Below are 21,451 nucleotides of genomic sequence, written 5' to 3'. Positions count from 1 at the left end.
GGATCAGTGGCTATAATTCGCTTTTAAATAATCAACCCAAAGACTGTGTAATTCTGATTTGCTGACGCCAAATATTCGGTTATATTCCTCTGGGTGCCGAATGAAGTCGTTTAATTTCTCATATCCATATTTAATTACCAAAAATTCCACGATCGTATAGGAATATGGATACCCGTTCTTATACACGAATGCTGGCCCATTTATCTCGTCAAAGCTAGGTATTTTACCAGCAGAAACCAAGGTTGGGAGCACTTTTTGGGCATTAAGATCCGTATTCCCCAAATAATTGGCAACTCCTTCTTCCAGCCACGTAGGTCGTTTACTGTCAATATGAGACAGCAAGACATGTGTAAATTCATGAATGCTTGAATTTAATATAGAAGGCCGGTTTTTCGGTGATAAGATAAATAGTTCGTCATCACCAAATACGCCTAATGACCAAAAATTAGAAAATAGCCCCAACGAATATACCAGATTGATTTGATTTGAAAAAACTGTTACTTTTGTCTTCGTCTTTGGCTCTGTTTTAAGTAAGCCAATGATACGCCCGTAATGCTGTTCTAAATTGTCAGCAAGCTTTACAACCTCTGAATAATCCGCTTTAGAGCTGTAAAAGATGAAGTGATCCGTTTCCTTCTGATTCTTATAAAAACTTGATTGTAAGGCAGTCATGTTCAAATAAATAAATATAAAAGAGGTCATGACGATGATGGTTAGAGTCGCCAATTTACCCATTTCGTGTGGAAATACAGGACTTCCATATGTTTTTTTAATTAATCGATAAGATGCGAGAATGATAAATGGCATCCAAATTAAACCGAAAATTGTCAATGCTTTATAGGAATCCCCGAGCCAGTAAAATATGAAATAAGACATAGTAGTCAACAAACAAGTTACGGTTCCAACCAAGCTCGATCCTTGCGATTTCCAGATCCACAACGCCAGTAAGCCAGGTATTACTAAATTGGCGACAATTAAATCAATTATCAACGTGACATCCTCCCAGAATGTTATAGAGTTAGACGGATAAGGTGACGCTCCGTTTTTTCTCTCTTTCTCTTTTTCTCTCTTCTCGAAACCATACTCTCTATCAACTCAAAAATAATAGGTACGACTATTAATATATGCAGTGTGGATGAAATAAGACCTCCAATGACGACGATCGTGAGACTTTTGGACATCAGTCCTCCTTCAGAGGCTCCAGTTGCAAGCGGAACAAGTACGATAATTGTCGCTTCAGCAGTCATGATTGGCCTCCAACGGCTAATGCCCGCTTCAATCAACGCTTCACAAGCGGAACATTAGGTCTGTACGCGAATTTGCAGAACACGCTCGATGAGAACGATGTAAACGTCAAGTAACTCCAAAATATACAATAAAAGTTGATTTTGGAGTTATTTGATGCTTACTTTACTAGAGAGAAGTTTTTAAAACTTTTTTAAAAATAGCCATGTAAAATTAAAGATAAAGATTCAAATACTCAAATACTCTTATTTATAATGATGTTGGAGGTCATGAATATGGCTAAGATGGGAAATAAAATGATTACGCTATGTACAATTGCTGTAGGAATGATTTATACAGCAGGATATATTTCTACGGAAGATTCAAAAGCAGAATTAGAACAAGTCTCTAAAAATATACCGACATCTATCCCACAACCAAATGTATCTTCTAGGACTTCTGATGCGGCTAAACATGTTAACAGTGTCTATAAAGATGGAACATATTATGGTCATGGAACAAATCGTATCGGTTCAGTAAAAGTAGCGGTTACAATTCAAAAAGATAAAATTACATCGGTGCAAATCACAGATTGCACCACTTCTTATTCTCAATCTTATATTGACGAATTGCCTCAGCAAGTCCTAAATCGACAAAGTGCAGATGTAGATGTGGTTTCTGGAGCAACAAGAAGTACAGAAGATTTTCAAGAAGCGGTTCAGGATGCTTTATTACAGGCAAAGCAGTCCAATGCATTTTATAACAAACAAAATACGGGAAGTGTGACAGGTAATGCCTAATCATATAAGAAAAACATATGAGCAATCTGCACTTTGTATGGGGACGATTATTCGTATTAAAGTAGTCACATCACGCACAAAAACATATATAAAAGAAAAAATGGAAAGGGCATTTCAAGCGTTCTACTCTGTAGAAAAAGTATGCAGCCGCTTCCAATATCAAAGTGAGCTTACACGTCTGTCTATGCAAAGTGGTAAAGCCACACAAGTCAGTCATACTCTTTTTGAAGCTATTCGCTTTGCATGGCAAGTAGCTGATGTAACGCAAGGAATATTTGATCCAACGTTAGGCCATACACTTGAGAAGTACGGATTTAACCGTCATTACTTAACGGGAGAAGAACTGGTTTCAAATGTAGCTACAGAGGTTCCCGTTAGTTATAAAGATGTAGTTTTAGATGAAGAAAAACGGACTATTTTGTTAAAAAAACCGCTTTTGTTGGATTTAGGTGCTGTAGCAAAGGGATTAGCAGTTGATTTAGCAGTTCAAGAACTGCGTGATTTTGAAGGGTTTGTTATCGATGCCGGCGGAGATCTTTTTGCTAGCGGTACGAATGAAAAGGGAGAACCATGGGTCATTGGTATTCAACATCCTTTCCAAAAGGAGAAAACAATTTGTAACGTTCAGCTGACCGATAAGGCAGTTTGCACCTCTGGTAGCTATGAACGAAAGAGTTCTGTTCATATGAACGAGCATCATCTCATACACCCACATTTAGGGACGTCTCAGTCCGACATAGTAAGCTGTACTGTAATCGCGCCCTTTGCGATGATGGCAGATGCTTTTTCAACAGCCGCTTTTCTGTTAGGTAAAAAAGAAGGGGGAGTGCTACTAAAAAATGTTGATCTCGAAGGCATATGGATTACATCCTCTTTAGACATAAATATAACGCAAGGAATGGGGGAATATTTGTATGGGCGTGAATAAAAAAGAAAACGTAATGTGTGAGGCGAAGCATAAATATATTCGTACACCAAAAGGATATGTTATCGTGGATGAAACAAGAGAAAGCCGGCGACAAAAACGAACTCATAAACCTTTTATGACTCCTAAAAGATCCGTTTTAGTTATGCTGCTTTTATTAATGATAATCGCGCAGATAAATGAGGCTGATTATTCAGGTCTTGTTCATGCAGGGGTGGCAGCTATAACTGCCATATTCATAGATACCTTAATCGCTATCTTAAAAAAACGAAAGCTTACTTTTCCTGATGGAGCCGCTATAACAGGCTTGATTGTGGCGCTCGTACTAAGTCCAATGGTTTCAGTATATATTTCAGCATTAACAGCAGCAATTGCAATTGCATCAAAGCATCTGTTTACAGTTAAGAAAAAACCTATATTTAATCCTGCTGCCTTTGGATTACTTGTCACAGGCATTTTGTTCTCAAGCGGACAAAGCTGGTGGGGAGGGCTATCTATGCTTCCTGCTTGGTGTATTATATTTGTGTGCATCACAGGATTTTTCGTAACACAGAAAGTAAATAAATTTCCACAAGTTTTTTCATTTTTAGGAGTTTATTTTCTTATACTTCTGATTATGGGAATTGCAGGAACCGAAAATGTAGGAGATATGCTAAGAGTCCCTTATATAAATTCAGCCATATTCTTAGCATTTTTTATGCTGACTGACCCGCCGACCTCTTTAGGTAAATATAAAGATCAAATTATATTTGGTGTCATTGCAGCCACAGTAAGTATAGCTTCTTATCTGATACTTGGGGGATTAGTTTTTCTGTTAGTTGGGATATTAGTTGCAAATGTGTGGAAAGCATGGAGAGTTTCTAAAAACAAAAAAACAGCACGTGCATCGTCAACTTCAGTAGCGATTTAAAAAATGAATGTATGATGCCATTCGTTTTTTAACTAATTCGTTCGATATCAACAAAGGGTGTCAAGTTATAGGAAGAAGTTCCTCTTGACACCCTTTGTTCGTTATATTGGAAATTTAATAACAATGCGTGTCCCTTTATGCAGTTCGCTCCAGACTTTTATTTCGCCATTATGGGCGTCTGTAATCCACTTAGCTATAGCTAGACCTAATCCTGTTCCACCTTCAGAACGTCTTCTGCTCTTATCACTGCGATAGAAGCGGTCAAAAATGTGAGGAAGTTCCTCATTTGCAATACCGATACCTGTATCTTCTATTATGATCGTGATAAAACTTCCATCTTTGTTACATGTGACTGTGATTTTTCCATTTTCAACATTGTATTTCATGGCATTATCCATCAAAATAATGAGGAGTTGATGAACCCTTTCTTTATCTCCTTTGTACATTAACTGATCTTCGATATCTTTACTAATCGAAATGTTTCGCAAATCTGCAATGGGTTCAAATTGATGAATGATTGTACTGACTAACTCTCCGATTTGAAACTCTTTCTTTTGAATAAGTAGCTGATTCGAGTCTGTTTTTGCAAGAGTTAGTAAGTCCGCTACAAGTTTGTTCATCCTTTTTACTTCTTGCAGTACTTTGTAAATTGTCATACTTTCTTGTTCAATTGTATATTGTGGATGACGGAATAGTAATTCCAAGTGTGTCTGGATAACAGACAATGGCGTTCGCAGTTCATGGGAAGCATCCGCTGCAAACTGAGTTTGTTTTTCCCAGGATTGTTGAATCGGAACAAGTGAACGATTCGCTAAAAGCCACCCTACAAAGAAAGAAATGATAAATGCTGCAAAGCAGCCCCCTATAGTTAACATGAGCAAATTTTGCAGTATAGTCACTTCGGTATCTATATTTAAGACAATCTCGATCGTATGGGCTGAGATATCTTTTAAATAACTGGAAGGTGATTCAACCTTAAGGATACGATAACTATGATTATTGATGGTTTGTGTCCATAGTTTGTTGTCCTGAAACTGAGAAGGCGAGAAGTCAGTGATATCAGTAGAGAAAATCGCATTTTCCGGTATACTTTTTATAAATTGATTGTTTTTATCCCAAATTAAGTATGCAATTTTTCGCTCTGATTCCCGCTTAGAATCATGCTCTTTCATAATACGATTCATACCTTCGTGTTGTATTTCTTTAGACACGTTGTAAAGTTTTGAATCAATCTCCTTATAAATAATATGATTCATGTATACATACAAAATGACACCAAATACACATAAAATCAATGAAAAAACAACGGTATTTAAAGTAACAAGCTGTATTTTTGTTCTTTTAAACATCTTGGTTATTTCCTTTAAATATAAATCCGACACCACGTACAGTATGAATGAGTGTTTGGTCATAAAACGCACTTATTTTTTTTCGTAGATGATGAACATATACATCTACAACACCAAGCCCTACATCAGAATCTAGGCCCCAAATGCGGCTGAAAATTTGATCGCGAATTAAGATCTGTTCTTTATTCTGTAGGAAATATTCAAGTAGTTCATATTCCTTAGTCGTCAAATATAATTTGTGGTCGTCTATGTATCCGTCATGTTCTTGTATGTGTAAACGGATAGGCCCATAGGAAACATTCTGTTCTCCAATCGTTCCCTTTTCACGTAACAGTACACGTATTCTTGCTAGTAACTCCGGTACTGCAAACGGCTTAATCAAGTAATCGTCTGCACCTACATCTAAACCTTTTACTCGGTCTTCTACACTATCTTTAGCAGTAAGAAGAATAATGGGTGTTTTAATGGAAGTAGCACGTACTTCTTTCACAATTTCAAATCCATTTATTTCCGGTAGCATAATATCTAAAATAATGGCATCGTAAATATTTTGCTTCGCCATAAATAATCCCTCATCGCCAGTTACAGAGAAATCAATTTCATATCCTTCCTCCTGTAAAACCGCTACAACTCCTTCTAGAAGGGGCTGGTCATCTTCGATTACTAAAATCTTCATTATGTTCATCCATTCTGTTAGATTTTTAATATTACATACCTTTTGTATCACTGATAGTGTACAACTTTCTTTTAATAATAAAACAGCATTTGTCTTTAAATACATGCGTTAATGTACAACATTCTTATAATAGTGAGTAGCCCTTTCATGATCTAGAGGGATATAAAGGATAAAAAATCCTTCGATTGCTCTTAAAGATGTAAGATTTACATAAACATGGCACTTTTACTTATTATGTAAGTGATCTATACTAGGATACATAAATTTTAAAATTGAAGAGAGTAAACACGACATGGAGCTGAGAAAAGTAGAGGAAATCATTGAAGTAAAAAAAGAAGAACTCTTAATGCTTGTTTCGACTTATGGCTTTCAACATGAAAAAGTACTTGAAGTGAGCCAAGAAATAGACAAGTTAATAAATTGGATCATGTTATTGAAATAAAGAATCCTTAATTGTTGTTTTATTTAAAGTAATGTTTTTGGTTGTAACGAAGTTAAGTAGTGTGAACCTCGTTTTAAAATTCATCAAAATATAATTTGTTTCATTGCATAGAGACTATATTGCAATGAAATAGAGAGAAAATCTTTCAGATAGAAAGTTAAGAGTTGCCCTATTGTAGTTATTCCTTGTGCCTAATCACCCAGTACATCATAATCAACCTGAAATGTGTTCGTATATATTGTCTAATTTTTTACAGACTGTGCAAGCTACTAGTCGAGAAAGCTAACTTTTGGGTATAATAATAAAGAAATTTATCAATTTATAGTATCGGTTAGGAGCTCAGTAGACATGAAAACAGTTGTTGTCATAGGTGGAGGTATTACGGGACTCTCTACTATGTTTTACTTAGAAAGATTAAAAAAGGATTACAACGCAGATTTAAAATTGATCCTTGTAGAAAAAGAAGAATATTTAGGCGGGAAAATTCACAGTGTGAAAGAAAATGATTTTATTATGGAAACAGGAGCAGATTCAATTGTTGCCCGAAATGAAAATGTGATGCCCCTTGTAAAAGAACTGAATCTAGAGGACGATATGGTATATAACGAAACTGGTATTTCTTACATTTATTCAGATGATACGTTACATCCTATTCCTGCTGATACAGTATTTGGAATTCCTACAAGTGTAGAGTCGTTGTTTAACAGTACGTTAGTCTCAACGAAAGGGAAAATTATTGCACTGAAAGATTTTATTACTAAAAACAAAGGCTTTACGAAAGATACATCGCTCGCTTTATTTTTAGAAAGCTTTTTAGGAAAAGAGTTAGTTGAGAAGCAAATTTCTCCTGTACTTTCAGGGGTGTATTCTGGTAAATTAAATGAGCTTACAATGGCATCTACATTACCATATTTACTTGACTATAAAAATAAATACGGCAGTATTATTAAAGGATTTGAAGTGAATAAAAAACAATTCCAGGCAGCTGGAAATAAAAAGTTTTTATCGTTCAAAGGAGGACTCTCTACGATTATTAATCGGTTAGAAGAGGTGTTGACTGAGACGGAAATACGAAAAGGAGTAACAACGACGAATGTAAGTAGAGTCGGTAATGGGTATGAAGTTTCTTTTTCGAATCAAGAGATAATAAAGGCGGATTATGTTGTTTTAGCTGCTCCTCACGATATTGCACAAACAGTATTAAATTCTACCGAATTAAACAGTGATTTCAATAAATTCAAAAATTCATCTCTTATTAGTATTTACTTAGGGTTTGAAATACCTGATAATCAATTACCGGCAGATGGGACAGGCTTTATTGTTTCGGAAAATGGTAATTTATATTGTGATGCTTGCACATGGACAAGTAGGAAATGGAAGCATACATCAGATAAACAAAACTTATTAGTAAGAATGTTTTATAAAAGTTCAAATCCAGCGTATGAAAAGATTAAAAATAACAGTAAAGAAGAATTCATTCAAGTTGCTTTATCTGATATGAAACAAAGTCTTGGAATTCAGGGCGAGCCGCAGATTGTTGAAGTTACAAACTGGAAAGACTTAATGCCGAATTATCATTTAGAACATAATCAGGCATTTCAATCTTTGAATGAGAAATTGTCAGCTGCTTTTCCAAATGTTTACTTAGCTGGTGCTTCATATTATGGTGTAGGCATTGGAGCTTGCATAGGGAATGGAAAGGATACAGCAGATAAGATTATGAAAGCATTACATAATTGTTCGGAGTAATGCAACCTTTATATTTTTGACGAAATCCTCCTCTAGTATAAGAGGGGGATTTCGTACGTTGTTGTACCTATATAAATCCATTTTAATTTTTCAACATCTAAATCCCTGTTATGCAGAATAAAAAGGAACCTACACTCGTTTGCTCTTTCTGTTCTTACTTCGCATGTGGCAGAAAAAGGCCCTGACCGCTTCTATGCATGGCCAGATGCTCTCTCCCACTCAAAAAGAGGGGGATGTCGTTTTTTTAATTGATGGATATATATCTTACTATTTAACTTTGATTAATGTTTCTACACGTGTAGTTTTATTTTCTTTAATTGTTAAAGTAACATTTCCTGCTTCTTTAAATGAGTAAGGAGAAATTCGATACACTTCTTTTATTTTATATTTCTTATCGATTTCTTTTGTTGATGTATTTGTTATTAAAGATATATTAGGCTTCCAAGTTTCTTTTTTTCCAGAAGGATAGTTTATTATAATCTGAGGATTTTTTAAATGAAGTGATTCCCAAGTAACAAAATATAGTTCAGTTTCGGTTTCTTTTTTTATTAATTGTTCAGAGAAATAGCCGAATTCCCCAATATTACCTAAAACAGTATACGGTTTGTTGTCTAACTTAATGTCTAGAAAGGCGGGCTGATAAGTAGCTACATGATAAATGCCATAAGAAAGTGACAAGACTGAGGCAACTACAAGTCCAATTATAAATTTCTTTAGGCTGTTTCCTTTGAAACTAGTCATCATAGCGGAATTTGGTGCGAATTTTTGCGCGAATAAAAAGAGAAGCAAAATGAATAAGAGTGAACAACCTATGAAAATATACATGATTCTTATGCACCTCCATTTAAATTATATATATTCATTTTGATTTTCCAACATATGGGTCGCGGCTATGAAGAACAAAAGGTGATCGCTACTTATTTTCTCTCTTTGATTTCACTCGGCATGGGGCAGGAAAAGGCCCTGACCGTTTCTATGCATGGCCAGATGCTCTCTCCCACTTAAAAAGAAAGGTTTTATGTCGATTTTTCAATTTGTACTTATATATAAGAACTATCAATATACCCAATAGCGATATAGTACTTGTTAATATTTTAACATAAATATCCAATGGTACATTGATGTTTAGAGTGATTTAGAGTGAATAGATTGAATATTTAAATTAGTATATAAAGATTCGAGTGATACGAATGCTAAATTTAAAACATACATTCATATTGGAAATCAAGGTAATAGATGGATAAAGGGAGGAACTTCAATTGTTACGTACGTTTGAAACGACACAAAAATTATTTGATGATTGGGCAAAAACTTATGATGAAAATGTAAAGGAAGCAGATGGTCCATTATATGGATATAATCATAGTTTATGTGAAGCAACGGAAATGATTCATATAAATGAGCAGCAGAAAATTATTGATATTGGAATTGGTACAGGAGCATTTGCATCATTAATAAGTGTTAATGATAGTCATGTATTTGGAATCGATTTGTCCGAAAAAATGTTAGAACAGTGTAATGTGAAATATCCTCAGTATCAATTAAATATTGGAACATTCACTGATACCAATAAAGAAAATGAAACATTTGATGCAGTCATTTCGAGTTTTTGTTTTCATGAGGTATTACCAGTAGAAAGGGAACAAGCGTGTAAGGAAGTATACCGGATACTAAAACCTGATGGGAAATTTCTTCTTTTAGATATTATATTTGCTTCTAAATATGCGATGGAAGATGCAAAAGTACGAATCAGAAAAAGATGGGATCCTACGGAAGATTATCCAATTGTTCATGAACTCGATGCGCTGTTAAGGGTAAGTGGATTCTCAAGTGTAAACTGGAGACAAACAGCACCTTGTCATTGGGCATTAGTGGCATGTAAGTAATTTAATATCATTATTTTAAAAGAGATGCTTAATAAAACAAGTATCTCTTTTTGATTCCATTCACGTTTTTGTTTGTTCCAATTTCCATGATCCTAATAATAGGAATCCAATTATGAACGTGATAAGAATTGCAGTTATTATTAAAGTAATAAACATTGGAGTTTTATTTGGAACTGCCTTTCCAGTTAGTGTTAAAAATATTTGATTCAGTGATATATGACTAATAAAACTATTTAACAAGATAAAGAAAACTAAGTAAATTTGATTGCTCATACTCCTTAGTTTAGACCAACGATTACGTGACAAGAGACTGAAATTTTTAAATGTGTCAGTAGCATCATAAGTAAGGTGATTTTTCTGCTATAATAAATCAATAGATAGAAAGGAGGGATTCGATGGCATTTCCTGTTTTCGAAACAGAGCGTTTACGATTAGTTGAAATTGATCAATCGTATTGCCAACAAATATATGAAATCTTTTCACTTGAAGAAGTAACGCGTTATTATGGAATGAATTCTTTTACAGAGTTTGGTCAAGCTTCACGTATGATTGAATCTTTTTCAAAAAATTATTTTGAGAAACGTGCAATACGTTGGGGGATTGTCTTAAAAGAAACAAATGCCTTAATTGGAACGATTGGATTAAATAATTTACAACTTTGGAGTAAACGATCTGAGATTGGATATGATTTACATCCTTCCTATTGGGGAAAGGGCTATGCATTAGAAGCTGCTCAAGAAATCATTACGTATAGTTTCAGGGAGTTAGGTTTATTTAGAATAGGAGCAATTACATACCCTGAAAATGTAACTTCTTGTAAGATGTTATCTAAAATAGGATTTCAAAAAGAAGGGCTATTACGAGGATATATTTATCAAGGTGATCAGCAACATGATGCTCTTGTTTATTCTATTATACGAACTGACTGGATAGAAGATTGTAACATATAAAAGGAAGTCTCATAAAAAAACAGGCAATTCTTACTGGAATTCATGTGAGGAAATGCGTGTTTTTTATAGGGAAGATAAGACAGTAACAAAGTATAGGTTATTTATTATTCTTGAAGATAAGACTTATTTTGTTGATTTCTCCTGTTGTTCAATGAACATCTAATTGAATTTGAAAAAATGAACAATAAAGAACCCCTCTTATCAAAAGTTAAGAGGGGCAATGTAAATATTAACCTAATTTAGGTAATAAACGTTCTCCGCTTTTCATGTTACTTTTACATAAAGGGCATTTTGGCTCTTCTTCAAATGAAAAGTTCTTTCTCATCCATCCTAAACAATCCTCTGATTCACATTCCCAAACAGGGGTTTGTTCTGGTGGTACTTCTGCTACATCGTTCTTTCGATTGCGATACATGTGACCACTCCTTTTATGTAAAAAATTTAATTATATATTAAAAAGGTTGTTAACCGTGCGATGGTAACAACCTTTTTAATGTTTAAATTATAGCTTTACAACGTTTTTAGCTTGAGGTCCGCGGTTGCCATCTTCAACTTCGAAGCTAACTTCTTGACCTTCGTCAAGAGATTTGAAACCTTCACCAGTGATAGCTGAGAAGTGAACGAATACATCGTTACCGTCTTCAACTTCGATGAAACCGAAACCTTTTTCGCTGTTAAACCATTTTACTTTACCTGTTAATGTCATGGTAAGTGCCTCCTAAAAATAATAAAAATAAATTACAATATGATCGGTCTTATTTGAACGTAAATAAAAATTCACATATTATCAAAAACCCATGAGGAATACTTATGATCCCTAATTGATGCTTGATAATATGCAAAGTAAAGTCTTTGTGAATTTGACCTTAATTCCTATCTTACAACAAATGGTGAGAAATAGCAAGTGCTGGAAGAGATGTGGAACAAATAGGAAGTTCCTTGTTCAAAAAAGCGATTGTTATGAATTGTTAATTGTATTTTTATATGATTAGTTTTTCTGAAAAGGTACAAAAGGATTTTTTATATTTATATATTATTCCTAAGGAGAAATTATGCGGATAATTTCTTGTATGTATATTAAATCTTTATAGATGAAATTAATCATAATATCTATAAAAACAACTATTAAGATTACATATGGGTGCATGAAAAACATTGAGATGGTAAAATTGAAATGTCATGGAAAAAAGTGGATGTAATTTAAAATAAATAACACGAGGAGGTAAAAGTCTTGAGTAATAATCAATTCAAAATTATTGAAGCAGCAAAGTTAGGTCGAAAGAAAGTGCACCCAATTCTTGCAGTAATATTATCGGTTATATTTTTAACTCTCGGTGAGTTGTTTATGTTGTTAATGTTATTTTTGCCGAAAGCAGAAACGACTTTTATGAAAGGGATTTATGATAATGTAAGGATGATCTTAACATTTGGGGGAACAATTTTAATTGTATTTTTATGGGTTCGGTTTATAGAAAAAAGACCGTTCTCTTCAATAGGCTTTTGGAAAGAACAATTTTTAAGAAAGTATGTAAAAGGGGCTTTAATAGGGTTTATATTCATATCAGTGCCGGTATTATTACTTGTTATAACAGGAGTTGTACAGTTGCAAATGCAGCATATGACCCCGACAGTTATACTGGGGATATTAGGTTCTTTAATAGCATTTTTAGTGCAAGGTGCCACAGAAGAAATTGTTGTACGGGGTTGGTTATTTCCAGTTATATCTGTAAGAAGTCGAATATGGATTGGTGTTGTTGTTACTTCTTTTTTATTTGGGTTTCTTCATTTGCTTAATCCTGGAATTACAGTCCTTTCTATAGCAAATATCATACTAGTTGGTGTATTTGCGGCTTTTTATGTACTAAAAGAGAATAGCCTTTGGGGAATATGTGCTTGGCATTCTATATGGAATTGGGCTCAATACAATGTATATGGTTTTGCAGTAAGTGGTACAACCGTATTCTCTACACCACTCTTTAAATCAGTAACGAGTGGGTCAGATGCATTACATGGAGGAACATTCGGAATTGAGGGAAGTGTAATTACAACAATTATGCTTGCTATTGCTTCAATTGTATTATGGAGACAAGTGCGGGAAAGAAGTGAGAAACAGCGAAATATTGGATAGCAAAAGGGGAATGAATCATGACTATTATTTGTTTGGAAGAGGCAAGAGGCAAAAAATGTGGTAACAAATGAAATGAAAATAATGAAAGATTTGCGTGAAAGGAAAGTAAATATAGAACAGCGGTATGATACTGCTATGTTCGAAGTTATTATAAATTGGTTAAAAGAAAATCGTAAATCATAAAAAAACGAGTGCCATGTATGACTGTATTGTTTGGAAAATGGTTTCTAAAATTTGTGTATTTGCAGTTTCATTTTTAGCAATTGCTTCCTGGTATTTTGGCAAAAATAGCTGATGTAGTGAAAGAGGGATTTCACCACATGCCCATCAACTTGAGAATTTTCACTACCCCTAAGTACAAAAAAACGTTATTCTTTTTAATGTCGCTTTTAAATAAAGTCACGGTATTTATAAAAAAGCTGCGATATTTTATCTCCTTTAATTAAGAAATTCTAAGTGGGTTTTAATCAAACATCTTTTAAAAATGGAATGTCCATTTATTAGAATATCAATGATCTGGACTGTTTTAATATTGTAACTTTTGACCCTATTGTATCCTAAAACAATACTTTTTTAGTGCAATTTAGATAAAAAGATAATAGTAAGGATATTTTTATTATCAAGACCTAAATTAAAAAAAGATAAATAAATTAAAGGAGATTACATATTTTATATGACTAATATGTAATCTCCTTTCTTCTTCCACAATCGCGCCCGATTGTTGAAGATCGTTTTTCTTATTGAACTAACGCATCTGTTCGTTAAGTGTAACTCTTCACAATTACTTGATATTATATAGGTGAATAGAAAGATAAATTAAAATTTAGTTTAGTAGTTGTAAAAGTAGGTTATTTATATTATTCTATTATAATTTTTCAAAAAGGAGAGTTTATGAAAAAGATTATTGTTTTTGTATTAACGATATTTATATTATTCTCAGGATTCGCAACACAAAGTTATGCGTTGTCTGATTCGAAATCTGCGGCAATACAAGCGTTGCTAGATGATGCCTCTCGTATATCAGGTGTGCCGGGAATGTCAATCTCAATACTTGCTGATGATGAAGTGTTCTACTTTTCTTCAGGGTATGCTGACCGTGAAAAGGGGTTGTCTGCAAGTGAAAATACACTCTATGAGTTAGCCTCGGTCAGTAAAGCTTTTACTGGTATGGGTATTATGCTGTTGGAAGAGCAAGGGCTGCTTTCAATGACTGACCCTGTCCAAAAATATTTACCTTGGTTTACGTTAAAGTATCAAGGGAAACCTGTTGATATGCAAAGCCTTACACTAAATAACTTTCTTCACCATACCAGTGGTCTAACAAATATTAGGCATATTCAAAATATTCCACAAGGCAATACACCGGATATGTTGCAAAAGACTGTGGAAATGCTCGTGGATGCTGAATTGGCGTTCCCTCCCGGTGAACAGTATAACTATGGAACCGTTAATTATGACGTATTGGGTTTGGTTATTGAGATTGTGTCGCGACAAAGCTATGAAGACTTTATGAGGGAACAGGTATTTCAGCCGTTAGGTCTTCACCAGACGTATGTTTATAAAGAAGATGCTCAAGCCACTGGACAGTTGGCACAGGGCTATCGTTCTTCCTTTTTTATGACAACTCCATTTAAAGCTCCGGATTATGCTGGGAATAAACCCGCAGCCTACATCATTTCTAATACAAAAGATATGGCGCGTTGGATGGGCATACAGATGGGTATCGTGCAGGACATACCCGAAATATTTCACACGGTTATCGAAAAATCACATAGGGGTGATATGTCTGTTTCGGCTGTCAACGATATGTATTATGCGGCAGGCTGGTCGGTAAACGCCGACCAAACGATTATAGAACACACTGGGGGTAATCCAAATTTCAGAACCGAAGTAGCCATACTGCTAAATGAACGAACAGCCGTCTGCTTGCTGAGCAACGGCGCAAATACCAATACAAATCTGGTACTAAAAGTTAAAGATATATTAGACGGCAATCTAACTCAGTCATATGAAATAAGCGGCACACAGCTTTTGGATATTATTTTGTCGTCTATCACAATTATTCTTTGCCTATTGGCCGTTTTGCTATTTCTCTTAGGATTACGCAGAAGGAAAACGAATGAGCGGCAGCCAATGACAAAAAAGAGAATAATCGTAACAGTTATTTTCCTGATCGCTACGATTGCCCTGGGTATACTGTGCTGTGCTTTCGATTGGTCAACGATACTTATTTGGCGAACATATAGTGTTCTTACAGCTTTGATTTCGTCAGCATTATTAACAGCAAGCATTACATGGTTTGTATACACTCACCGATAAAATACCTCGCTCCCAAGATAAGCATAATGTTAAGTAATTAAATTTCAATTTATCGGTATGCTTAATTTGAAAAACATAAGACACTTCGGTGTCTTTTTTAATATCATCGACAATTTTCCCTGTCAAACCTAATTACTATTGCTTCCACTAACCTGCTCCGTTCGTGGAATAAGGATTTTTAAACAACTAATATTATTTTTCAAATGACTTTATTGTAAATTAAACAACAATATTATTTTTGCACAAGCGTCGTTAGATAACATTTCTTAAAAGACTGTTATTCAACAATCTGGCCCGATTGTTGAAGAAGGAGAACAACGTTCTCCTATTGACTATAACTTCTTATATACGTCTGCATAAGCTACTTTCAGTTGCTCTCTTAATTGCTTGTTTTCATCTTCCAATTTCTTATTTTTCCTTTTCAGGGAAGCGATCAGGGCATCCTTGTTACTTTCATTCATTTCTCGCTTTACTTGTTTCGGTGCAGGCACTTGTGACTGTTGATTTCGTAATGTTTCAATTCTCGAACGAAAGCCCTTGTTGTTATAAAGCGTTGCTTTTGATACATCTGCTTCATTGGATACACTGTTAAAATTAATTTTTTTATTCGCTTTTAAAAGCCTTTTAATAGCTTCATCTACTCGCTGAAGGGTATTTGCTTTTCGTTTGGCATGAATCGCTTTCAAATGTGCAGAACGGTCATATTCAGACATGTTTAACACCTAACTTTCTCTTCATCCGAGCTTGTCTACCAAATATAATATTTCCTTCTTGTAGGGTATTGAAAATGTTTTGATAACGTTGTAAATTTTTTTCGTTTTTCTCGGCTATATCTTCTCGCCCCCTTTGTTTTGCTATTTCTATAGCTTTTATGGTTGTTTTAATGTGAAGTTCATATTTTTCCTTATCTAATTCCGAAAAACCTACTGCTAGGTCTTTACATGGCGTTTGATTGTCACCACAAGTTAGGCAAGGTGGTGCTTCCATATGAGGGCAATTTCCATTCAGACGGGCGTGACACGTTCCATAAGGGTTATCCATCGCATTTAGCTTATGGTCTTGCCATAAGGCATCCAATATGTCTGCTGGAATATCTTCTCCTGATTTAATTTCTTGTACTTCACCGTTTAAGTCAAAACTAAAAACACCTTGCTTTATTACCGATTCAAAGGCTTTTCTTTTCGTATCATCTAATAGCTTGGCATATCTTACTGTCATTTCAGGGGATGAGTGTGCTAATAACTCTTGTACCGTAAGAATATCCGCACCACCGTTCAACATCTTTACTGCATAAGTATGTCGGAACTGGTGGGATTTAAAACGGAAAATATTTCCGTTTTCGTCAGTGATGTTTTTTTTATTTGCTAATATATTTAATTTTTTCCCTAGAAAGCTTTGTCCAAAAGGTTTTCCTTTCCGTCGGCCACGATAACGAACGAAAATATACCCTTCGGGATTGTTGTCTTGATTGCTAAGTTCTTTTGATTTCTCGATAAGAACTGCAAGAATATCTGCTAAGTCATTGTCAATCGGAATTCGATGCCCTTTTACATATGTTTTCTCAATATCGGTTTCAATGGAGTATTGACCATTTAGTTTTACTAAACAATCAGAGGTTAAACCTAATACATCAGAAATTCTAAGTCCTGTTTTAAACGCAATCCAAACGATAGGAACAACTTCTTTATGCAAGTGATCAATATGAGTAAAGAGTTGCTCTAATACATAGTCGGGAATATAGTCAATTTGTTCAATTGACTTTTTTCTTAGCTTTGGTTTATCTTCAGGAAAAATTAATAATCGTACATTAGCTTCGGGAGCCATATCGTACCCATACCCTTGAATGTCTTCCAGGAATTTTTGTAGAAAAGACAGCGATCGCATAACATAACTTGCAGGGTGAGCGTTACGTTTTTTTAAATTATTTTTAGCGTATTCATGTAAATGTTCGATGTACTTCTCAATATGTGCTCTTGTTAGAGGCTTTAAGTCTTTCCATGTTGTTTCCAATGAAAATATAAACTTAAAAAAACCTGGTATATGTTTTAGATAACTCTGTGCTGTCCCCGTAGAAAATCTGTTTTTACTGACCAATCGTTGCTTAAAATATTTTTTAACTTGTTCACGAACCATTTCATCAATCTTTGAGAAATCAAGTTTGTAGAGATTTGTGCTTTTATTGTAGTCAATACCATATTTATCATGTAAATTACGAATATCCCACTTGTCTTTTTCCCATTCATCTCTCTTATCAGTGAATTGGATTAATGTAGTATAAACGATTCTTAAAAAGCTTGCTATTGCGGTTTTTATATAACTATCTTTACAATCTTCATGTTTTTTAGTGAAATAAGTTTTGATTCCCTTTTTATTCAACCAAAAGACATATTCCCGTTCTGCTTTTTCAATATCCAAATTCAAAAAGGATGATATTTTGGGGTATTTTTCGTTTATGAACTCTATCATTCTTTTTAATGGACTTTGAGAGCTAAATATATTCTGGATTGTCCAGAAATCATTAAACAATTGCTGATAATACACATATTTCACTTCTAAATTGAAGGATTATTAAGTCGAAAGTAAATATTTTTACTGGAATTATTATAGTGTGCTACCACTTCTTCGAACTGCCTAATTCCACCTACAACGTTTATATTCCATGTGTCATTAACTAAGAAATAGGGATTGTTTACTTGTTCAATTGAAACAGAACTATCTTCATATACTGTTTTTTCAGGATATGTTGAAAGTTCTCTTTGTAAGCCTTCATGAAAGCCTATTTCTTCTACCTGAACCTTCTTGATTTGCTTCATACAGTAATTCCTTTCAGTTTTTTTTCTTTAGGTTAAATTCGGATTGTGCTTTATTCCAATCTTCTCGAATATCTTCATCCGAAGGATGTAGGTATAGATTCATCGTTGTTTGAATTTGAGAATGTCCTAATCGTTCTTGTACTTGCTTAATATCCTTTGTTTTCTGGTAGAACATTGTAGCGTGTGTATGACGAAATAGGTGAGGATGTAGGCTTATCTCTGTTTTCTTTTTTAAACGCTTAAATAGAGACTCAACGTTCCAATATTCCATTGGTTTTCCCACATCTTTTCCTCTCAGTTTTACAAAAACAAAGTTTGAATCCAATTCTAATTCATCAAGCACTTCATACAAGTAATCATCATATAAATCCATTAAGGATGGTGATACATAAATTTCACGTTCTCCTGTTTTTAACATCGCACCGTTTTCTAATTCCCCTCGTTCTACTAAACGAATCCGATGACCTTTTTGATGGTCATAAATAAAATCCTCCATGAAAAGAGAGAGAGCTTCTCCAATACGCAATCCTGTTTCAAATAACAATTGAATTAAGAACTTATCTCGTATATTAGTAGTTGCTTGTAATACTTTTTGTACTTGTTCTTTTGTGAGTGTTTCTACTCTTTTGCGTGGTTCTTTTAACTTCAATATGTTTCTGATTGATGGCTTGTCCTTATTAACATGATGTAAGAAACTTTTGTAACGCGAGTGTCCTCCTGTAAATACTTGCTTCATTAACTTCCCCATCATGTCATTTTGTACTTCTTCATTTCGGTAGAGGTAGCCATAGAAGTTTGCTATAACGGTAATTGTATGGTTAATTGTTTTTTCCGTTCGCTTTGCTTTCTTTTGTTGAAAAGGAGTGACATTTGAACTCTGATAGGGGCTTCTTAACCACCCTACAAAGTCAACTAAATCTTCTAATCTAATAAACTTGTAATCTTTATTTGTTTCTTCTAAGTAGGTATAAAAATGTTTTAAGGAATAACAATATGTTTTTTGAGTATTAGGCCTTTTTCCTGTCTTATCTAAATACTTTATATATTTCATAACTGGCATTACAGGGAATCCTTCTTGATCCAGTAATATGTATCTTTTGTTGTTATTCTCTATGAGAACCTCTTGTACCCTCATAGCACTTCACCCCTAAAAAATATTAACGATTGGTCTAAAGACCTCACTACGCCTCCCGCTATGGGCTACGTCCGCCACCTAAATTATACAAATTTTTCGGAATATTATATACACATTTAACTATATTTTCAATATCTGTATAACTAATCTAATATGTATAAGAAAAGAGGATATATGCTCATATATTGAACATAATATCCTCTTCTTAGTTTAGTCTATTTAAGTCATTTTTATATGAATCTCTCGATTCAAGATGAACTACAACCATTTGCGGAAGAATTACAACGATATGTTACACCTGTATTTTTAGAAGAACTTGCAAGAGAACTCGAATTTGTAAAGCGAAAACGAAAGTTCAGTTTGTTTCCATTCTTAAGTTGATGGGCAGGGGGTCCTGCTGATAAAACGCGGAAATTATACGCTAAGAATATGTAGGATTTCATGCAGGCTACGAGAACGGTTTGAACTGCCAAATGCTGTTGTGACAGGGATGTATTAAATCTTGTATACGGAGAAGAGAACGGAAAGCTAGAAAACTATTGGTATGAGTGGCTTTCTGAGATTTGGTTACTGCTGATAATGAGACATTATGTCGACTTGATATGAATAGAATATACATTCACAAATCATAACAAATCATTCTCTTAAATGGTATAATTAGGAAAACAAGGAGAGGGAATGAATTGGGCAGTGTTAAAGAATTTCAGAACCATCTTAGGTTTCACAATTGCAATATTGTTTGCAATAATATCAGCTGTTTTGGCTGTAAAAGAAATCGGATATTGGGTAGTCCTTGTTGTGCTTACAACCATTCTGACATTCCTTAGCGTAAATAGAGCGGACAAGATTTATAAGTCAAGAAGTTAATACAAAAGGAACTGAAATTATTCTCGATTTAACTTATAAGAGGGGTAGCGTCAAGAAAATGCGGATTTACAATGCTAAGCTCATTTTTCTGACGATTACCCCAATAAGGAGTTGGGAAATGTGCGTTTAACACGAAAAAAACGTATGCCAGTACTTATCAGTATCGTACTGGCACTTACCCTTGTGGCACTAGTCATTTTCAATAATGCAGGTAAAGAATCGACGCAGGAGGGATATGAGATGATTGATGTGCGTAAGCCAATAATCGTAGAGTTTCCATTGAGAGGAGAATGGCACTCTCCTAACACTCCAGGGACAAAAATTCCGAGTCACGGCACAAACAAATTTGGATCAAGGTACGCTTATGACTTTATACAAGTGGATTGGGAAAGAAAAGGCTGGCCCGCCTATCGCGTTAGTCTAGCGCAATATCTACTTTTGGGGGTTCCCTTAGATGAATATTACTGTTGGGGGCAAGAAGTATATGCTCCTTGCGACGGGATCATTGTCCAAGCAGAGGATGGTTATAAAGAACGTACACGAACAAAATTGCTTTCAGATATGTCTAACGCTTATAAAAATGCTCATTATTTCGACCCGAAGAAAGATGACATACAATCAGTTGCTGGCAACTACATCATTATAGAATGTGCTGAAAATGTATATGCTGGATTAGTCCATCTTCAAACAGGCTCAATTCAGGTTTCAGTTGGTCAGCGTGTAAAAAAAGGTGAAGTTATTGGTAGAGTTGGTCATTCAGGTAACTCCTTTGCTCCGCATTTGCATTTTCAACTTATGGATAGTAGTGATATAGCTACTGCAAAAGGATTACCTTTTGCTTTTGAACAATACGAAATATTTAAAAATGGCATATGGGAAAAAGTAAATAATGGAATTCCAACAAATAAGGATAGAATAAGATTTCAAAAATCTGATGAATGGGATTAATTAAAACTGCATAAAGGGGTACCGTCAGGAAAACGGGCTTAGCGTTATAAATCCGCATTTTCCTGACGGTACCTCTAAGACGAATAAGCTGATATTAATCAACTTTCAATAACGAATTTTGCGTCAACTAGCCCCCACAAGAGGGGCTAGTTGTTTTTTACAGTAGCAAAGATGAGATTTCACTTTTAGAAACTGTCTTAGCGTACGTTATCAAGACCTAAATCCACAAAAAACCTAAAATATCAAGCTCCTAACATATTATATATGACTAATATGTTAGGAGCTTTTATTTTTGTTAATGAGTTTTGAAACTGAATTTGAATAGTATTT

Annotated in this window: 21 protein-coding genes and 1 pseudogene; 12 read left to right on the top strand and 10 right to left on the bottom strand. The window is 34.5% G+C overall.

The window, feature by feature from the left end; all coding sequences use genetic code 11:
• Positions 1-3: 3 nt before the first annotated feature.
• Positions 4-990: a gluzincin family metallopeptidase gene (locus ACIQ7L_RS23690; protein WP_400572126.1), complete on the bottom strand. Its 987-nt coding sequence runs from the start codon at positions 988-990 to the stop codon at positions 4-6.
• A gap of 20 nt (positions 991-1,010) precedes the next feature.
• Positions 1,011-1,247, bottom strand: coding sequence for an efflux RND transporter permease subunit (locus ACIQ7L_RS23685; protein ID WP_400572124.1), 237 nt, complete (start codon positions 1,245-1,247; stop codon positions 1,011-1,013).
• Positions 1,248-1,520: 273 nt separating this feature from the next.
• Here ACIQ7L_RS23685 and ACIQ7L_RS23680 point away from each other — a divergent pair, with 273 nt between their 5' ends.
• Genes ACIQ7L_RS23680 through ACIQ7L_RS23670 form a run of 3 tightly spaced genes read left to right on the top strand, consistent with a single transcriptional unit; the run spans position 1,521 to position 3,859 of the window.
• Positions 1,521-2,024 (top strand): FMN-binding protein, encoded by a 504-nt coding sequence (locus tag ACIQ7L_RS23680; protein ID WP_400572122.1) that lies wholly within the window; start codon positions 1,521-1,523, stop codon positions 2,022-2,024.
• Positions 2,017-2,952 carry an FAD:protein FMN transferase gene (locus ACIQ7L_RS23675; RefSeq protein ID WP_400572120.1) on the top strand — a complete coding sequence of 312 codons (936 nt, stop codon included), beginning with the start codon at positions 2,017-2,019 and terminating at the stop codon, positions 2,950-2,952. The genes ACIQ7L_RS23680 and ACIQ7L_RS23675 overlap by 8 nt, the downstream gene beginning before the upstream one ends.
• Complete coding sequence (locus tag ACIQ7L_RS23670) at positions 2,939-3,859, top strand: RnfABCDGE type electron transport complex subunit D (RefSeq protein WP_400572118.1); 921 nt, start codon at positions 2,939-2,941, stop codon at positions 3,857-3,859. Before ACIQ7L_RS23675 ends, ACIQ7L_RS23670 begins: the two co-directional genes overlap by 14 nt.
• 101 nt (positions 3,860-3,960) lie before the next feature.
• On the opposite strand, the gene ACIQ7L_RS23665 is transcribed toward ACIQ7L_RS23670, so the two are convergent.
• Positions 3,961-5,208: a sensor histidine kinase gene (locus tag ACIQ7L_RS23665; RefSeq protein WP_400572116.1), complete on the bottom strand. Its 1,248-nt coding sequence runs from the start codon at positions 5,206-5,208 to the stop codon at positions 3,961-3,963.
• Positions 5,201-5,884: a response regulator transcription factor gene (locus ACIQ7L_RS23660; protein ID WP_400572114.1), complete on the bottom strand. Its 684-nt coding sequence runs from the start codon at positions 5,882-5,884 to the stop codon at positions 5,201-5,203. The genes ACIQ7L_RS23665 and ACIQ7L_RS23660 overlap by 8 nt, the downstream gene beginning before the upstream one ends.
• A 292-nt stretch (positions 5,885-6,176) precedes the next feature.
• Between ACIQ7L_RS23660 and ACIQ7L_RS23655 the strand changes: the two genes are divergently transcribed.
• On the top strand, positions 6,177-6,326 hold the full coding sequence (locus ACIQ7L_RS23655; RefSeq protein ID WP_097897805.1) for an aspartyl-phosphate phosphatase Spo0E family protein: 150 nt from the start codon (positions 6,177-6,179) through the stop codon (positions 6,324-6,326).
• 348 nt (positions 6,327-6,674) lie between these two features.
• Positions 6,675-8,075: a protoporphyrinogen oxidase gene (locus ACIQ7L_RS23650; protein WP_400572113.1), complete on the top strand. Its 1,401-nt coding sequence runs from the start codon at positions 6,675-6,677 to the stop codon at positions 8,073-8,075.
• Positions 8,076-8,342: 267 nt separating this feature from the next.
• Here ACIQ7L_RS23650 and ACIQ7L_RS23645 read toward each other — a convergent pair whose 3' ends face one another.
• Positions 8,343-8,900, bottom strand: a complete 558-nt coding sequence (locus ACIQ7L_RS23645) for a hypothetical protein (RefSeq protein ID WP_400572111.1) — start codon at positions 8,898-8,900, stop codon at positions 8,343-8,345.
• Between the two features lie 434 nt (positions 8,901-9,334).
• Here ACIQ7L_RS23645 and ACIQ7L_RS23640 point away from each other — a divergent pair, with 434 nt between their 5' ends.
• Entirely contained in the window at positions 9,335-9,961 is a 627-nt protein-coding gene (locus tag ACIQ7L_RS23640; protein WP_400572109.1) for a class I SAM-dependent methyltransferase, read from the top strand.
• 395 nt (positions 9,962-10,356) lie between these two features.
• Positions 10,357-10,911 carry a GNAT family N-acetyltransferase gene (locus ACIQ7L_RS23635; protein WP_400572107.1) on the top strand — a complete coding sequence of 185 codons (555 nt, stop codon included), beginning with the start codon at positions 10,357-10,359 and terminating at the stop codon, positions 10,909-10,911.
• A 229-nt stretch (positions 10,912-11,140) separates the two neighbouring features.
• Here ACIQ7L_RS23635 and ACIQ7L_RS23630 read toward each other — a convergent pair whose 3' ends face one another.
• Entirely contained in the window at positions 11,141-11,326 is a 186-nt protein-coding gene (locus ACIQ7L_RS23630; protein ID WP_000286200.1) for a cold-shock protein, read from the bottom strand.
• Positions 11,327-11,413: 87 nt separating this feature from the next.
• The gene (gene cspD / locus ACIQ7L_RS23625) at positions 11,414-11,617 is read right to left on the bottom strand and encodes a cold-shock protein CspD (RefSeq protein ID WP_097897800.1); all 204 of its coding nucleotides are present in this window, start codon (positions 11,615-11,617) and stop codon (positions 11,414-11,416) included.
• Between the two features lie 525 nt (positions 11,618-12,142).
• Between cspD and ACIQ7L_RS23620 the strand changes: the two genes are divergently transcribed.
• The 3 genes from ACIQ7L_RS23620 to ACIQ7L_RS23610 all read left to right on the top strand — a co-directional run bounded on the left by ACIQ7L_RS23620 (position 12,143) and on the right by ACIQ7L_RS23610 (position 15,358).
• The gene (locus ACIQ7L_RS23620) at positions 12,143-13,039 is read left to right on the top strand and encodes a CPBP family intramembrane glutamic endopeptidase (RefSeq protein ID WP_400572105.1); all 897 of its coding nucleotides are present in this window, start codon (positions 12,143-12,145) and stop codon (positions 13,037-13,039) included.
• 57 nt (positions 13,040-13,096) lie between these two features.
• Complete coding sequence (locus ACIQ7L_RS23615; protein ID WP_335359045.1) at positions 13,097-13,222, top strand: hypothetical protein; 126 nt, start codon at positions 13,097-13,099, stop codon at positions 13,220-13,222.
• Positions 13,223-13,930: 708 nt separating this feature from the next.
• On the top strand, positions 13,931-15,358 hold the full coding sequence (locus tag ACIQ7L_RS23610) for a serine hydrolase domain-containing protein (RefSeq protein WP_070178870.1): 1,428 nt from the start codon (positions 13,931-13,933) through the stop codon (positions 15,356-15,358).
• 332 nt (positions 15,359-15,690) lie between these two features.
• On the opposite strand, the gene ACIQ7L_RS23605 is transcribed toward ACIQ7L_RS23610, so the two are convergent.
• The 3 genes and pseudogenes from ACIQ7L_RS23605 to ACIQ7L_RS23595 form a co-directional block, all read right to left on the bottom strand.
• Entirely contained in the window at positions 15,691-16,071 is a 381-nt protein-coding gene (locus tag ACIQ7L_RS23605) for a DUF6262 family protein (RefSeq protein WP_400572102.1), read from the bottom strand.
• Positions 16,064-18,171 (bottom strand): annotated as a pseudogene (locus tag ACIQ7L_RS23600) (tyrosine-type recombinase/integrase). The gene ACIQ7L_RS23605 and the pseudogene ACIQ7L_RS23600 overlap by 8 nt, the downstream one beginning before the upstream one ends.
• 13 nt (positions 18,172-18,184) lie before the next feature.
• On the bottom strand, positions 18,185-19,306 hold the full coding sequence (locus tag ACIQ7L_RS23595) for a tyrosine-type recombinase/integrase (RefSeq protein ID WP_400572100.1): 1,122 nt from the start codon (positions 19,304-19,306) through the stop codon (positions 18,185-18,187).
• 234 nt (positions 19,307-19,540) lie between these two features.
• Between ACIQ7L_RS23595 and ACIQ7L_RS23590 the strand changes: the two genes are divergently transcribed.
• Entirely contained in the window at positions 19,541-19,687 is a 147-nt protein-coding gene (locus ACIQ7L_RS23590; RefSeq protein WP_154724639.1) for a hypothetical protein, read from the top strand.
• 606 nt (positions 19,688-20,293) lie between these two features.
• Entirely contained in the window at positions 20,294-21,121 is an 828-nt protein-coding gene (locus ACIQ7L_RS23585) for a M23 family metallopeptidase (RefSeq protein WP_400572098.1), read from the top strand.
• Positions 21,122-21,451 lie beyond the last annotated feature (330 nt).

The organism is Bacillus sp. NPDC094106 (assembly GCF_044764345.1).
Lineage (GTDB): Bacteria > Bacillota > Bacilli > Bacillales > Bacillaceae_G > Bacillus_A.
This window is presented reverse-complemented; position numbering and strand designations above follow the sequence as displayed.